Origin of the sequence: Bradyrhizobium sp. Bra64 (assembly GCF_024519875.1) — a bacterium.
GTDB lineage: Bacteria > Pseudomonadota > Alphaproteobacteria > Rhizobiales > Xanthobacteraceae > Bradyrhizobium > Bradyrhizobium japonicum_G.
Window position 1 is genome coordinate 199693 of sequence record NZ_JALJRD010000003.1, and the last position, 16733, is coordinate 216425.

Sequence of the window (16733 nt, forward strand, 5' to 3'; positions counted from 1 at the left end):
CGCTCGCCGTCCTCCGGCGTGTGGGCGGAAGACTTCTCCTCGATCACGAGGCGGGTCACCACGCGTAGCGCAGCATGGCCTTGCCGGTATAGGAGCGCATCACGCTCGACACCTCGCTGTCGAAGTTGGCGGTGGCGGACCAGCCGTTGAGGTCACGCAGCTCGATTGCGACGCCCGTGAGCGCCGCGTTCCGCGCCAATGCCGTGCCGCCTGTGACAAATCTCTGAGCGGGCAGGGGCTGGAATGCCGCCGGCATTGCTTGTCCCGCGCTGAAATCATGCGCCCAGGCAAGACGTCCGCGCAGGCTCATCACGCTGCTGAACAGCGCAAAGGATGCGCTCGTGCGCAGTCCGAGTTCGGTGCGGGTATCGGTGAAACTGTCATTGCCGGATGCTGCCGGGAACGCATTGGCCGCGGAGGGTGGTTGTGTTGCATCGGCGGGCAGGCGGAAGGCGGTGATTTGCGCCGCCGCATAGGGCGTGATGCCGACCCAGGGCACGGCAAGGCGATAGCCGCTCTCGAGGCGGCCGGAATAGGCGTAGGCGTTGACGGCGGCGTTGAGTGAACCCGTGCCGGCCGGCGTCACCTGATAATCGCCGGTGATGGCCTGCCAGCCATACCCCAGCGCGCTCGCGACATAGGCCGGGCCAACCGAATGTCTGACGAAGCCGCCGGCCTGGAACAGGTCGGAGCGGCCACTTGTAAAATTGTTGGCGAAGCCGGTGCCGCCGCCGGCAAGCGCAAAGCCTATCCGGGTTTGCGGCGAGAGCGAATAATCCGCGCCGGCCACGGTCCCAAAACTCCGGCTGGCCGCGCCGCTGCCACCGGTCGACACCTGCGAGCCGCCGAAGCCGGCAGCCCAGACGCTCCAGTGCGGGGCTGCGAGCGAAGGTTTACCGTAGATCATTCCATAGACTTCGCGTCCGATGCCGCCATGCGTCCGGTCAGCTCCGGGATCGGCGTAGGCTGCGAGCTCTGCGTCGAGCCCGGCGGGGCCGACGCCGCGCCCGTCAATGGCGGGATCGAGCAGGGTCTGCGTGAACTGCGTCATCGCCAGGAAAGTCGCCTGCGCGGCCTCGCTCTGCGAGGCACCCTCTGAGCCGCCGCCATAGGCTTGCCGCATGCCGAAGCGTGCCCTGCCAGCGACGCCCGGTGGCTCGGCAGGCTGCATGCCGCCTCCACCGCCGCCATTGCCGAACCATGCGCCCGCGAAACTCGACGGCTGCGGGCCGCCAAACCCAGCGCCCGCGAAATTATTGGAGCCATAGCCCGAGGCGCTTGGGCCGCCGGCTCCAAACCCTTGAGCCCCGAACCCTTGAACCCAGACCCCCTGGACCGCAAATCCTGGCAAGGCGGCGAATGCGCCGTACTCGCGCGTGGCCTGCGCGGCCGCTGCATTGGGCAGCAGCAGTCCCGTCAGGAATAGCAGCAGACGCGCACGCACGTCTGTGCTCACGACACCAACCGCAGCATGAAGCGCCCCAACCGCGCCGGTCGCCGTCGGCCGCGCAGCCCGCGCGACGAATCATTTGGAATCAGCGAATCCGGTGAGGCGGAATCGTAAATGCGTCTCTAACGATTTCCAAACTTTTCCTGTCGTGTCCCGACGTCGTCAAACCTACGCGTTCGGTTTCGGAGCGACGCATGATCGGCGCGCAAATGCGATTTGTGTTTCCATATGTTTCCAAAGAGACAAGCTCAGGTCGAGATTGCCTTCATCGATCCCACTTCGTTGCGCAGCAGGAATTTCTGGATCTTGCCCGTGGACGTCTTCGGGATGGGCCCGAACACGACGGCCTTCGGCGTCTTGAAGCCGCTCATATGCGAGCGGCAGAAGGCGATGATGTCGGCCTCGCTCGCACTCGCACCGTCCTTCAGTTCGACGAAGGCACAAGGCACCTCGCCCCATTTCGGATCGGGCTTTGCGACCACGGCGGCGAACAGCACGGCCGGGTGCTTGTAGAGGATGTCCTCGACCTCGACGGAGGAAATGTTCTCGCCGCCGGAGATGATGATGTCCTTGGAGCGATCCTTGATGATGATGTAGCCGTGCGCGTCGAGCACGCCGAGATCGCCGGTGTGAAACCAGCCGCCCTCGAAGGCCTCCTTCGTCGCCTTCTCGTTCTTGAGATAGCCCTTCATCACGATGTTGCCGCGGAACATGACCTCGCCGATGGTCTCGCCGTCGCGCGGCACTTGTTTCATCGTCTGCGGATCGATGACGGTGACACCTTCCTCGAGCGGGTAGGGCACGCCCTGCCGGCGCTTCATGCTGGCGCGCTCGGCGGCGGGCAGGTCATCCCAGCCGGGCTGCTCGGCGCAGACGGAGGCGGGGCCGTAGACCTCGGTCAGGCCGTAGACGTGCGTCAGCTTGATGCCGATGTTTTCGGCGCCTTCGAGCACCGCGACGGGAGGGGCGGCGCCGGCGATCAGGCCAACGACGCGGCGCGCGGCGTTGCCCTTCGGCGCGTCGGGCGCGTTGATCAGCGTGTTGTAGACGATCGGCGCGCCGCACATGTGGGTAACGCCGTGCTGCTTGATCAGCTCGAATATCCGGGTCGGCTCGACCTTGCGCAGGCAGACATTGATGCCGGCGGCGGCCGCGATCGTCCAGGGGAAGCACCAGCCGTTGCAGTGGAACATCGGCAGCGTCCAGAGATAGACCGGATGCTGGCCGAGTTGGCCTGCAAGGATATTGCTGACGGCGTTCAGATACGCGCCGCGATGATGGGTGACGACGCCCTTGGGATTGCCCGTCGTGCCCGAGGTGTAGCTCAGCGCGATGGCGTCCCATTCGTCGCGCGGCGGGATCGCAGCGAAGTCCGGATCGCCTTGCGCGACGGCGGCCTCGTACTCGATCTCGCCGATGCGCCTGCCACCCTTGAAGGCAGCGTCGTCGACGTCGACCACGAACGGCTTTGGCCCGCTCATCCGCGCCAGCGCGTCGGTGATGACGCCCGAAAATTCCGGATCGACCAGGATGATTTTCGCCCCGCCATGATCCAGCTGGAACGCGATCGAGGGCGCATCGAGGCGGATGTTGAGTGCGTTGAGCACGGCGCCCGTCATGGGCACGGCGAAATGCGCTTCGTTCATCGCCGGAATGTTCGGCAGCATCGCCGCGACGGTGTCGCCGACGCCGATGCCCCTGCCGGCGAGCCAGGACGCAAAGCGCCTGCAGCGCTCGTAGGTCTGCGCCCAGGTGAAGCTGCGGCCTTCATAGACGGTGCTGACATGATCGGGATAGACGGCGGCGCTGCGCGCGAGGAAGCTCAGCGGGCTGAGCGGCACGTAATTGGCGGGCGTCTTGTCGAGGCCGATATTGTACTGGTTCTGCCGCTCGCTCATCGACACCTCCCTTACGCGCCGGCCTACAGGAATCCGATCGAGATCCACGGAAAGACGGCGACGACGATCAATCCCATCAGCAGCGCCAGCAGGTAGCCCCAGATCGGCCTGATGCCTTCAGCCGGATCGACGCGTCCGATGGCGCAGGCGGCATAATAGCCGACGCCGAACGGCGGGGCGAATAGCCCGATACCCATCGCCAAAATGATCACCATCGCATAGTGCACCTCGTGCACGCCGACGGCACGGGCGATCGGAAACAGCAGAGGCCCGAACAGCACGATCGCCGGAATGCCCTCCAGCACGCTGCCGAGGATGGTGAAGGCTAGGATCGACACGGCGATGAAGGTCGCCGCTCCGCCGGGCAACCCGGTCATGGCGGACGCCAGCGACCGCGAGAAGCCGGATTGCGTCAGGCCCCAGGCCATGCCGGTCGCAGTGCCGATGATCAGGAGGATCGCGCCCGACAGGGCGGCGGTTTCGACCAGCATCGGAAACAGCCGGCGCCAGTCGAAGCGGCGGTAGACGAGGAGGCCGACCAGGGCTCCATAGACAATGCCTATGGTGGAGACTTCGGTCGCGGTGGCGATGCCCTCGACGACGGCGTAGCGGATCACGAAAGGCAGGGCGAGCGCGGGCAGGGCGATGATGAAGGTCTTGCCGACCTCGCTGGGGCTGGCGCGTTGGACATGGCTCATGTCCTCGTGGCGGTAGCGCCACCACACCAGCATGCACAGCGTGATCGCGAGCACGACGCCGGGCAGCAAGCCGCCGGTGAACAGCGCGGCGATCGAGACGCCGGTGACGGAACCGATCGTGATCAGCACCAGGCTCGGCGGAATGGTCTCGGTCTGGGCGCCGGTCGCAGCAAGAAGCGCGACGAGATCACCGGGCTTGGCACCGCGCTGCTTCATCTCGGGGAACAGCACGGGCGCGACCGCCGCCATGTCGGCAGCCTTGGCGCCGGAGATGCCGGAGACGAGGTACATCGCGCCGACGAGGACGTAGTGCAGGCCGCCGCGGACATGGCCGAGCAGGCTCGCCAGGAACGCCACCATGGCCCGCGCCATGCCGGTCATTTCGATCAGCAGCCCCAGGAACACGAACAGCGGCACCGAGAGCAGGATGAGGTGGCTCATGCCCTCGTCCATCCGCCCGACCAGCACCATGACCGGCGTGCGTGTCGTCAGCGCCAGATAGCCGAAGATCGCGAGGCCGAAGCCGAAGGCGATGGGAACGCCGGCAAAGACGCAGAAGCCGGCAACGCCGACGAAGAAGATGACGAGGTTGAGGTTGCCGAGGGGCCGCAGATAAGGCTGCGCCAGCCAGAACAGGCCGACGACGACGGCAACGCAGATCACCGCCGTCAGCACCATGCGGTAATCGGCCGCGCGCAGCAGCCGCAACAGCGCAAACGCCGCCATCAGGCAGATGCCGGCCGGCAGCGCCGCGGCGCGCCACATGTTGGAGATCTGGAGCGCCGGCGTGGTGATGAAGCTCTCTTCGTAGGCGTAGTCGTAGGACGGCCAGACGATCAGGGCCAGGAAGGCCAGCGCCGCGCAGGTCGCGACCAGATCGAGCCAGGCCCGCATCGCGGGCTTTGCGCTGGCGACGACCGCGGTCATGCGCATGTGCTCGGAGCGGCGGAACGCGACCGCCGCGCCCAGCATGGCGAGCCACAGGAACAGGATCGAGGCGAGTTCGTCCGACCAGATCAGCGGCCGGTGCACACCGTAGCGTGCGACCACGCCGGCGAACAGGATCGCGATCTCGGCGACGACCAGGGTCGCCGCCGGGATTTCGACGAGCAGGCCGAGTGCGCGCTCCAGCGAGGCCAGCAGCGAAGGTCGGCGAGGGGACTGAACCGCCGCCTCGCCCGCCACTCCGGTCACCTCGACCTCGATATGAGCCATGTCGGCCCCAACGTGTTACGACAGCTTGCCGACGGCCTTTTCCAGCAAGTCCCAGGCCTGGTCGCCATACTTGCCCTTCCACTCGGAATAGAAGCCGGCCGTGCGCAGCTTGTCGCGGAACGGCGCCACGGTGGGCTGGTTGAAGGTCAGGCCCTTGGTCGCGAGCTCCTGCTGGAGATTGGCATTGAGCTTGGCGGTATCCTCACGCTCCTTGATGGCGGCCGCATTGATGTTCTTGGCGACGATCGTGCGGACGTCCTCAGGAAGGCTGCTCCAGGCCTTGCGGTTGGCGAGGAACCAGAAGCCGTCCCACATGTGGTTGGTCAGCGAACAGTACTTCTGCACCTCGTAAAGCTTGGCGGTCGAGATGATCGCCAGCGGGTTCTCCTGGCCCTCGACGATCCTGGTCTGGAGCGCGGAATAGACCTCGGCGAAATTGATCGAGGCGGGCGCCGCATCGAATGCCTTGAACATCGAGGTCCACAGCGGCGACACCGGCACGCGGATCTTGAAGCCCTTGAAATCCTCAGGCCCGTTGATCGGCTTGCTCGACGACGTGGTCTGGCGGAAACCGTTGTCCCAGATCTTGTCCATGACCTCGAGCCCGGCCTTCTTGATCTCGCCGCGGACGAAGGCGCCGAGATCGCCGTCCATGGCCTTCCAGACCGTGCCGTAGTCCGGGAACGCGAAGCCGATGCCGTTGATGGACGCCGCCGGCACCAGGGTCGACAGGATCAGGCCCGACAGCGTGAAGAACTCGACGCCGCCGGAGCGGATCTGGCTCAGCATGTCGGTGTCCGACCCGAGCTGGTTGTTCGGGAAGATCTGGAGGTCGAACTTGCCGCCTGTCTCGGCCTTGATCGCCGCGGCCATCTCCTTGGCGCGCACGTTCAGCGGATGGGTGTCCGGCAGGTTGTTGGCGTATTTGTAGGTGAACTCGGCGCTCTGGGCGCGGGCCACATGGGGCGCGCTGAGGCCGCCCAGGACCGCGGTCGCGGCGGAGGCCTTGAGAAGCGTGCGTCGGGAAAAGCTCATGGGTCTGCTTCCTCGGAAGGTTTGTTGTTGTTCTGAGACGCAAACCTATAAGGACGGAAGGCCATGAGGTCATCTGCGATCTCGCGAAGCCTCGCTTATTGCAGCCGGACATCGTCGCGGCAATATCGGCTTTCGGCGAGATGGGCCGGATGCAAAATGTGAAAAACAACCCCATGCACAGTAGCCGTCAAGCCCTGGCACAGTGGTCGAGGCACGGCGTGGAAACGGCGCCAAAGCGAAGGCGCGGCAGTAGGAGTTTTGCCTAAGCTATTGATCCAATTCTATATAAATATATTCCATAATATACCTTATGCGAATCGGCGATATGGCTCGGGATGCCTGGATGCGGTTCGCCCCACCGCCCTGATTTGAGTTGGTGCGCCCGGATCCTGAGTAGCCTGATACGCCAGAGGACCGTCAGAGAGCCGCCTGGTCGCGACTGCACCGATGTCGGACGGTTCGCCTCGTGAACAAGCTTCATGCACCCGCACGACCGCGCGAGATCGTGGGTCCCGAAAGCCAACCTCGAGCGCGATCGAACGTGGGATCGCCGGCGCCGGTCCCCCGGCCCTCAGCCATATCTGCGCAATGGGTTTCAGGACGCTTTCCGGGTCTGCGGACCGCGAAGGAAAGTTCGGGATTGTGGGCCAGTTCATAGAAGCAAGGCCGCGGGAACCCCAGAGTTGAATGGCTGTATCGGCTCGATACGCGGCTGCAAGGACCGTCCGTCCGACAGCCGTCGGTAAAAGTCCATGACCCCACCCGCAACATTGTGGGGCAGATTACATATTTGCGGAAAACGACACGTTACGGTTGTGTTTTAGCAAGGCGCGACGAGGGGTCGGGCGCCTGCACCAGGGAGATAAATCGATGCGTCGCGATTTGACCATCAAGACCGGCAGCATGGCCGGCACTTCCGATTTCAGGGTGATGGCTCCGATCAAGAAGGGGTTCGTGCCTTCCCTCGATGCGACCACATACAAGACGCGCGTCAAATACGTGTTGCGGGCGCTGAATGGCGGGCGCGCCATCGCGTATGAATACGAGCTCGCCCGCGTCCTGTCAGACTCCGTGGACCGCGTGGGACGTATCCACTCCGTGGGCATCGCCGTGCTCGAACCCGAGGACGACGCCGAGGACGCCGTGGACTACGTGCTGCTGACCGCGACATTCGACGGCTCCTGGGAAGCCTATGTGCGCGTCATCTGGCAAAAGGCCGCGCGGCTGCTCGACCTCATCTTCTGCAATACCGACGGCTATGTGCTGGGCTACGAAAACACCTACGAAAACTGGGGCATCTGGCTCAAGAGCAGGCAGACCGAAGCGTATTTCCTCTATGCCACCCCCGACCTGACCGTCGATGACACGCGCTTCCTGCGGATGGAGGAGCGGGTCTATCGGCGAGCTTCGGGCGCCGGTGCCGATCAGATCGTCACGCGGACCAGGATTCCGTCGCCGGAAGACATCGCGCGACGCTCGATATTCCCGGTCGACGGCAAGGCTGGCGTCGATCCGACCAACTCCGGCTTCAGCAAACCACTCACCATCGAAGCCGCCGGCCGGCCTGCTTTTCACCACGGTATCCTGGCGCTGGCGGGGCTCTATCATCTGGCCGACTTCTATCCGCCGGGGACGCATGACGGGGTGGTTCTGCATCGGGCCGCCCACGAGCTGCTCCCGGAATTCGTCACCATGATCAACGCCCCGCCCTACGCGGAAGGCGTCAAGCGCGCCCGCCGGCGCTATGAAGAGGCCCTGAACTGGTTGCTGACCCCGCCCGACGTGGCGCCGATACGGAGCAATCTGCCGCTCGCCCTGCCGCCCGAACCGCCGTTGCAGGATCCCAGCAACGTGCAGGGCGGGATTCTCTCCGCCTACCCCGCTTCGGATCACGGCTGCCTGCTGCTGTTGCAGTTCGCCAATCCGGCCGCACTGGCGGCGTTTCTCGACGTCCTGCGGGTGACGTCCGAAGCTGACGAGCTCGCCCCCGGCCAGATCGTCACCAACATCGCATTCACGGTCGAGGGGCTGCGTCACGCCGGATTGACCGACGCAGAGGTGCGCACGCTGCCGGAAGAGTTTTTGCAGGGCATGGAGAGACGCGCCGGCCTGCTCGGCGACGTGCGCTGGAATCATCCCCAGCGCTGGCGCCTTCCGGCCAGCAACTGGGCGCGCGGCATCGATGCGCCAGACCTGAGCGAAAACGACCCGGCGCCGCGCATCAGCATGAGCTCCGTGCATGCAGTCCTTCAGCTTCGCCTGCTGACCAAGGACGCGAACAAGGACCCGCAAGCGGCGGCGGATGCGAGAAAACCGTTGATGGCTGAAATGAGCCGCCTGGTCGAGGTGGATTCGGGCGTCAGGCCGCTCTCGATTCAGTGGATGCAGCGGCAGCGCGATGGATCCAACATGAAGGACCATTTCGGTTTCGCCGACGGCAGCTCGAATCCGGTGCTGGATAAGAGCCGGGCCGGCAAGGGCTATTCCAATCAGGTGCATCTCGGCGAGATTCTGTGCGGCTATCCGACCCTTGCCGACGCGACGGCGCCGCTCGGCGACGCGACCAATCGTGCCCATGCGATGCTCCGCGATGGCAGCTTCATGGCGCTGCGTAAGCTGCGACAGGATGTCGAGCAGCTCGAGGACGTCCTGTCCCGGGCCACGCGACAGGCGACCGAGACGGTTGCGGCTGATACACCTGTACTGACGCGCGAAACGCTGATGGCCAAGATGATGGGACGCTGGCCGACGGGCCATCCCCAGGCTGGCCAGCCGCTGACCCCTACTCCGCCCCCCGACAAGGACTGCAACGACTTCAACTACGAGGCCGATGCGCAGGCCCAGCTGTGCCCGTTTCACGCGCACATACGGCGCGCCAATCCGCGCGTTCCGATCACCAAGGCGGATGCCGGCGCCCGGCCCCCTCGGATCGTCAGGCGCGGCATGTCCTATGGTCCGCCCGTCGACCCGCAAGCCGCCAAATCCGCCCCGCCACCCGAGCGCGGCCTGGTTTTCATGGCCTACAATGCCAGCCTCGGCGAGCAGTTCGAGGTGGTGCAGAGCTGGCTCGCCGGCGGCAACAGCTCGGGCTCGTTCTCCGGCGAGAGCGATCCTTTCCTCGGCCTCGCCGAACCCGGCCGGCTTCGACATTTCCGTTTCGAGCATGGCGGTCAGACCGTTCGCGTCGCGCTGGACGGCTCGGACCGGCTCCACGACGAACCCCGTCCGTTCGTCCGTCTGGAATGGGGCGCGTATTTTTTTGCGCCATCGAAAAAGGCGCTTGCCGACCTGCAGCAATGGGCGGCGAGCCAGGGGCGCAAGCCGGCGGTGACGTGGAGCGCGGATGAGGGCGAAAAAGAGATCGCGCGTCTGCGCCTGATCGAGAGGCGGCAGGGCGAAGCCGCGGCGATGGACGCGTGGAAGACGGCGCTCGAAGATCCGGATTCAGCCTCGCATTTCGTCAACGCGTCGATCTGGGCTGCGATCCGCGAGCGTCACGGCGGCGCGCTTCGCACTCCCTTCGGAGTCCTGGTGGCCGACCGCGACCTGGTCTACCAGGTCTTCGCCGATTCCGACACCAAGCTGACCATCACCGGCTACCTGCCCCGCATGACGCGGTCGTTCGGCATCCTCTATCTTGGCCGCGACGCCAGACAGCCAGACCAAGTCTACGAGCAGGAATCTGCTGTCTGCAACGCTGCGATCATGGCCCTCGACCAATTCGCCACATTCGAGCTGGCGCGCGCGGTCGTACAGAAGGTGCTGGGCTTCATGGTCAAGGAGACCATTGGTTATGCCGCCGCCGACGGCGAAGCCAGCTGGGAACTGACCGTCGACGTGCACGAATTGGTGGATCCGCTGCTCGGCGCCTTCTGCGAAGAGTGGTTCGGGTTGAGCGAGGCCGGCGGCCATTTCCGCCGCGCCGGCTATCGCTGGGATTGGAAGCAAGGCGAGCCGCCTGGCTATCCCGGCCATTTCCTGTCGCCCTCGCGCTACATCTTCCAGCCCCATCCAAACAAGAAGGTGGAAGAGGTCGGCGCGGCACATGGCGATGCTGCACGCCGCGCCATGGAAGGTTTCCTGACGCAGTCCGGGCCGACAAACGGACCCGTGACGAAGGCCGTTTACAACTCGCCGCGGGGCACCGGCGACATCCCGTTCGTGGCGCGCACGATCGCCGGCGCCATGATGGGCTTCATTCCGACCGTCGACGGAAACCTGCGCAGGATATTGAACGAATGGCTGCGCGAAGGAACCCTGTGGGCGTTGCGCGCTCGCTATGCCGGCACAGTGGCAAAGGACTACACCGATGCCCTCAACCGGCTGAGAGACGACTTCATCCCGGCTATGCAATTGCGTGCGGTGCCCGAACTGATCTGGCGGACGGCCATCGTTTCGCACACCATCGGAGATGTCGAGATCAGACCGGGAGACATCATCGTCGCGGGCGCCATCTCCGCCACCCAGCAAAGCCTCGCCGCAGGCCGTCAGGACATCTATCACGCCTTCGGTGGCAACCGCAGGGTCGCGGGCCATCCCACGCATTCGTGTCCCGGAGCAGACCCGGCGCTGGCCGTGATGCTGGGATTCTTCAGCGCACTGGTGGAGACGACCCTGCCCTTGCGTACCGGCCCCATGCCACTGAGCTTGACGATGGACGGACGGGTCCCCGCGCAGCCGGGCTCACCCTCCCCCTAGACACCTAAAGCGCGATGACAATCGTCCTGATCTCATCGCGCTTTGGCTAGACGGCATAATGCTGGCCGCCACCGAGCAGGTTGCGCTGACCGTTGGCGCGGATGACGGGCGTACCGGCTACGGAGCGGATCGCCTGCTCCGCGTGCCAATGCATGCCGAGCGCGGATAGTTTCTCGGCGGCTTCCGTTGCGGCCTGGTGGGCCGCCTCCCCGTGCCCCTGCTGCGCGAGCAGCTCGCCGCGCGCGGCCAGATTCAGGGCCGCATCGCGCAGCGAACCGCGCCAGCCTGCGGAGGTTTCCGCTCGGAGCAACCAGCGCTGGCTTCGTCCAAAGTCCCCGCGCAGGGCTGCGAGCTTCGCGAGCGAGCGGCAAGCCGCCGCCTCGCCCAGCCGCTCGCCCTCACGCGCGCGGCTGAGGATATGGGCGGCGTACCGCCGTGCAGTTTCGACATCGCCTTCGGCCGCCGCCGCCTCGACCAGCCAGCTATATTGAACCGACGTGTAGAAGTGGAAGTTCCGCCGCTCCATCCATTGGGCTGCATTGCGCAATTGCTGCAAGCCGTCGGCATCGCCGGTCGCCGACCAGCGGGCAAATCCGGACGCGGCGCGGCATGCCGCCAGCAGCAGCAGGCTGCGCATGTTCTCGGCGACACGCGCGCCCTCGACGGCCAGTCGCTCGGCCTCCTGCCAGCGGCCTTGCCAGATCAGCGCGACCGAGACCCAATTGCGCACCGAACTGACGACCGGGTGGGTCGAGCCTTCGACCAGGGCCATCGCTTCGCTGAAACAGTCCTGGGCACCGTCGAAATCGCCGCGATCTGCCAGGACACTGCCCTTGCACGACAATGCGTAGGCCGAGCCGAAGGAGATCGCGCCGTGCCGGCGGCTGCGTTGCTGCTGGGCCGAGATGGCAGCGTCGATCAATGCGGTCGCTTCGTCATATTGGCAGCTTGCGGCGAGAATCTGGCCCAGCGCAGCTTCGATCTGGGCGATCAGTCGGTGATCACCGAGCTTGCGTGCCAATTCCAGGGCCGTCCGCGTGTGTGTCACGCCCTCGCGAAAGCGGCCGAACCCGTAGCACATGTAGCCAAGCCATTCGTATGCGCTGGCCATCGCGCCGGTGTCGCCGAGCGAGGACGCGACCGCGACCGCCTGCTCGAACACGGTGGTGTCGTCGGTCAACGAGAGCGGGTCGAATATGTTGGCCATGCCGAGCTTGTTGGCGAGCAGGCACCAGTGCAGTGACTGCTCGCGCGAGCGATCCGGCACGCGATCGAGCGATTGCATGGCAATCTGATACTGGGCACGGGCACGGTCCAGCGCGAAAGCAGCCATGGCCTTGTCGCCGGCGCGTTCGGCATAATGGGCCGCGCTTTCCCAATGACCTGCGCCGCGCGAGTGGTAGGCCAGCGCCTCCAGCGTGTCTTCGCGGTCGACCTGCTCGGACCGCGCCAGCAGCGTGGCTTCGATGCGCCTGTGCAATGCCTGACGCTCGTGCAGGCCAATGGTGTCGTAGACCGCGTCCCGCGTGATGCCGTGCTTGAAGCGAAGCACGTCGCCCGCTGGATCGGCATAGAGAAAATCCGCGTCGGCCAATGCCCGCACCGTCGCCGGGTCGGGCTCGCAGCCGCAGGCCGAAACCAGCAGCCCGTTCGGCACCGTGTTTCCAATGACCGCAGCGGCGCGCACCATGTTCATTTCGTCCGGCGGAAGGCGCGCCAGCCGCGAGGCGACCAGCGTTGCGATCCATCCTTGCTTGCTGCGCATTTCGAACGAAACAGGATCGTTGGCCGCGATCGAGTGACACAGCTCTTCGATGAACAGCGGCACGCCGCCGGCATACGCGTGGACGCGCGCCACCATGAAGGGATCGGCTTGTGGCACCCAGCGTCGTACCGCAAGGTCGGTTTCCGCTCCCTGAAACGGCTCCAGGAGCAGGTGCGGCGCGCTGGAAATCCAGTCGGTGCCGTCGTCGCGCGGCCGGCTGGCGAGGACGACGCGCGGTCCATTGGGCAATTGCAGGAGCGCCTCCAGCAGCTGCCGGCTCGCGTCGTCGGACCATTGCCAGTCGTCGATCACCAGCACCAGCGGACCCCGCGCGGACAGGGCCGCAAAGAACCCGAGCAGGTCACCGACCACGCCATCGACGGTCATCCGGCCGCCGCGCGCATCGGCGCCGGTCGACGCCAGCCCGAGGATCGATTCAGCACGCGAACCGAGCTGGCCAGCCCATGGCTGCAGGGCCGCACGAGCCGTCTCGCCGGCCTCGATGACGGATGTGTCCGGTCTTACGCCCAGATACGCGCGCAGCATCTGCAGGAACGGCTGCAGGACCTCGGCACCGACATAACTCTCGCAGTTGCCCCGCAACAGTTTGAACTGATCAGTACCGCAGTGTCGCAGCGCTTCTTCCAGGAGCCGCGTCTTCCCGAGCCCGGGACCTCCGACGACGACCGCGCAACGTTGCGTCGCCGGCTGTGCCTGGCCGAGAAAGCCTGTCAGAAAGTCGAATATCTCGTTGCGGCCAATGAAGGGTGTCAAGCCGCGGCGCGACGTTGCTTCAAATCGCCGGGTTACCGTGCTTCGTCTCAGCACCACACGCGCCTTCGGCATTCCGGACGCCGACCCCGATGTGTCGAGGTGACCGCCGAGCTCGAAGAAATGCGCATGCGGCCCCAGGGCGTCGATGCTGGCAAGGATCTGGCCGGGGGCCGCGTGACGCGACAGGTGCGCGGCGGTGTTCACGACGTCGCCGATCAGGTCATACCGGCCGGATTCGATATCTCCTTCCGTCAGCAGCAAGGTGCCGGCGTGGATGCCCGAGTGCATGCGAAGCGGCATCAGAGCCGGCGACACGCCACCGTGGCGCAACTCCCCGACCCACATGTGAATATCGATTGCGGCTTCTGCGGCGCGACGCCCGTCGTCCTCGCCCGAACGGGGATAGCCGAATACGGTGAGGGCACCATCCCCCTGCGTTCTGATGACGCGACCACCGTGCTTGGCCGCCGCGCGATGCCAGATCTCCCGCAATTGGCCGAGGAGTTCGGAAAGATGTTCCGACTCCATGTCCCGACCCAAAACGGTGGACCCGACGAGGTCAGAGAAAAGCACCGTCAGTCGATGACGTTCGCCTTTCAGATTGCGGGTCTGCGTGTTCATCGTCGCTGTCGAGGCCAGCTCGTTCCCGAACAGCAAGCACGGTCCCGCTGGCGCCGGACCGGATGCCGCAGGGCATCATACACACCCGTACAATCCCGGCTACCCTCCGCGAGAGGTGGGTATGGAAGCAAGGTTACCGTTGCCGCCGGCGGTCGTGATGCCGTTTTCCTGACCTGACGCAATTCCCCCCGGGCGACATCCGGAAATGCGACCGGATCGGCCTTGAATTGACTGCGCCGTCCCGTTGGAATCATTGAAGTTTCGTATATTTCAATGTGCTCAAGGGATACACGCAGGTCAGTCCGGCCAAATCCTGGGCTACCCAGAACCCCGCTCCAGGACGAGAGTTGTCGCTGAGGCAAACCACACAGCGGACGCAGGCGTTCAAGCCGCGCCATTTATCGGGAGGTTCGTCATGCAGGAGAACGTCGCCCGCGCAGGTCGCTCGCGCGCCATTCCATTCGATGCCGCCAAGCTCGATCGCCTCATGGAGGCAGCCGGTCTCGACATCCTGATCGCGACCTCCAAGCACAATGTGCAGTACCTGCTGGGCGCCGAGCGCGCGATCTTCTTCGACTACATGGATGCGCTCGGCGTCAGCCGCTATTTGCCGGTCCTGGTCTATCCCAAGGGCAAGCCGGAGCACGCAGTCTATGTCGGGCACCGGCTGGAGACTCATCAGCGCACCGTTGCGCCGCCGTGGGTGGCGCAGGTCAGGACCGAGTCCAACGGCTCGGTCGACGCGATCACGCGCGCCGTGGCGCTGATCCGCGACGCCGGCGTGCCGTTGAGGCGGATCGGGGTCGAGATGGCGTTCCTGCCGATGGATGCGGGCCGCGCGCTGGCCGACGCCCTGCCCGGCGCCGAGCTGAAGGACGCGCTGCTGGTGCTGGAGCGGCTCCGTGCGGTCAAGTCGGCGGAGGAGCTTGCAAAACTCAAGACGGCGTCCGAGCTCGTCATCGCCTCCATGCTGGAGGTGATCGCCGGGCACGGGCCGGGCACCACCAAGCAGCAACTGTCGGATGCGCTGCGGATCGCGGAGGCCAATCGCGGCCTGACCTTCGAATACTGCCTGCTCGCCTGCGGCAGCAGCCACAACCGGGCGCCTTCGGCGCAGCGTTGGGAGCAAGGCGAGGTTCTGTCGCTGGATTCCGGCGGCAATTATCACGGCTATATCGGCGATCTCGCGCGCATGGCCGTGCAGGGCCAGCCCGATGCCGAGTTGAAGAACTGCCTGGCCGAGATCGAGGCGGTGCAGCGCGCGGCTTTTGCCGCGGTCCGGCCGGGAGCCATGGGCGGCGACATCTATGTTGCGGCCGAGCGGCAGCTCGCCCAGATCACCCAGCGCGACTGCACGGAGTTCTTGGCCCACGGCATGGGCCTCGTCAGCCACGAGGCCCCTCGCCTGACCGCCAAGGGTCCGGTCCCCTACGACGACACCGATGCCCGACTGCCGCTCGAAGCCGGCATGGTGGTGTCGATCGAGACCACCATGAAGCATCCGAAGCGCGGCTTCATCAAGCTCGAGGACACAGTCGTGGTGACGGCGACGGGATACGAGATCTTTGGCGAGGGCGGCCGCGGCTGGAATTTGGGAGGCAGCGCGCTTTAGCGCAGCGCCATCATCGGCGGACTCTGACCAATGACGCCTCCAACGTCGGGGCGGACAATGTCGTGTGCCGTACATGGTTGATTTGGGTCAATCTGGCCCTCGCTATCCGGCTCTAGGCTCACTTCGTAGGGGAACGCCGCGAATACCTTTTACGGGGCCGGTAGCATGATCGATGAACGTTCGATAGGCGTTTCCGACCTCCCCCCGGGCGTGATTTTCCGGAACGAGGATCGGCCGTCGCTCGCTGCGGGGCTGACGGATCATCGGCTCGTGGAGATCGAGCTGCGAAGAGCGCTGACGCAATGCCAGGCACTGCTTCTTGAAAAGGACGAGTTGATCCACAGACAAGAACTGTTGAAGGCGGAATCCGATCATCGGCTGTTGAACGATCTCCAGATGACCATCAGTCTGCTTTCTTTGCAAAGCCGCAGTTCGACAAATCCGGAAGCGGCCTCACAATTGGCGCTGGCGGCCAATCGCGTTTCCATGATTGCGCGAATCCACCACCGCCTCAATTCCTATGAGGGTGCGAAAACAATAGCGTTCAGGAAGTTCCTGGAGGACCTTGGTCGCGACTTTTCCGCGATGTCGTCATCGGACGGGGTTCCCGGGAAAATCAGCGTAGAGGGTAGCGAACTCAACCTGCCTGCCCCGATCGCCATTTCGCTCGGCTTCATCGCCAGCGAGTTGATCACGAACGCCGCAAAGTACGGCGGAGGTCGTATCGTGATCAGGCTGGAGCCGGATCTCGATCATCGCTACGCGCTATCGGTTTCCAACGATGGCCCGGCCTTGCCCGAGGGGTTCGATCCCGGCGCGAACAAGGGGCTGGGGATGAGAATTGTTCAATCCTTCACCAGCCAGATTGGCGGTGAGTTGCGGATCAGCCGTGGCGCCGATGGTCAGGGGGCCCGATTTACGGTTCTGTTTTCCGAACCGACGGGAGCAAGCGTTTCATAGTCCTTCG

8 protein-coding genes are annotated in these 16733 nt (G+C 65.0%); 3 read left to right on the forward strand and 5 right to left on the reverse strand.

The window, feature by feature from the left end; all coding sequences use genetic code 11:
• Positions 1–55: 55 nt before the first annotated feature.
• From NR187_RS13350 to NR187_RS13365, 4 genes are all read right to left on the reverse strand, one after another.
• Complete coding sequence (locus NR187_RS13350) at positions 56–1456, reverse strand: autotransporter outer membrane beta-barrel domain-containing protein (RefSeq protein WP_256806676.1); 1401 nt, start codon at positions 1454–1456, stop codon at positions 56–58.
• Positions 1457–1698: 242 nt separating this feature from the next.
• Positions 1699–3348 (reverse strand): acyl-CoA synthetase, encoded by a 1650-nt coding sequence (locus tag NR187_RS13355; RefSeq protein WP_211386471.1) that lies wholly within the window; start codon positions 3346–3348, stop codon positions 1699–1701.
• Positions 3349–3371: 23 nt separating this feature from the next.
• Entirely contained in the window at positions 3372–5261 is a 1890-nt protein-coding gene (locus NR187_RS13360; protein WP_256806677.1) for a TRAP transporter large permease subunit, read from the reverse strand.
• 15 nt (positions 5262–5276) lie between these two features.
• The gene (locus NR187_RS13365) at positions 5277–6296 is read right to left on the reverse strand and encodes a TRAP transporter substrate-binding protein (RefSeq protein WP_211386473.1); all 1020 of its coding nucleotides are present in this window, start codon (positions 6294–6296) and stop codon (positions 5277–5279) included.
• 999 nt (positions 6297–7295) lie between these two features.
• On the opposite strand from NR187_RS13365, the gene NR187_RS13370 reads away from it, so the two are divergent.
• Entirely contained in the window at positions 7296–10994 is a 3699-nt protein-coding gene (locus tag NR187_RS13370; protein ID WP_256806678.1) for a Dyp-type peroxidase domain-containing protein, read from the forward strand.
• 46 nt (positions 10995–11040) lie between these two features.
• Here NR187_RS13370 and NR187_RS13375 read toward each other — a convergent pair whose 3' ends face one another.
• Positions 11041–14154: an AAA family ATPase gene (locus NR187_RS13375; RefSeq protein ID WP_211386475.1), complete on the reverse strand. Its 3114-nt coding sequence runs from the start codon at positions 14152–14154 to the stop codon at positions 11041–11043.
• 415 nt (positions 14155–14569) lie between these two features.
• Here NR187_RS13375 and NR187_RS13380 point away from each other — a divergent pair, with 415 nt between their 5' ends.
• Both NR187_RS13380 and NR187_RS13385 read left to right on the forward strand, forming a co-directional pair.
• Positions 14570–15766, forward strand: coding sequence for a Xaa-Pro peptidase family protein (locus NR187_RS13380; RefSeq protein WP_256806679.1), 1197 nt, complete (start codon positions 14570–14572; stop codon positions 15764–15766).
• Between the two features lie 165 nt (positions 15767–15931).
• Positions 15932–16726 (forward strand): sensor histidine kinase, encoded by a 795-nt coding sequence (locus NR187_RS13385; RefSeq protein ID WP_256806680.1) that lies wholly within the window; start codon positions 15932–15934, stop codon positions 16724–16726.
• Positions 16727–16733 lie beyond the last annotated feature (7 nt).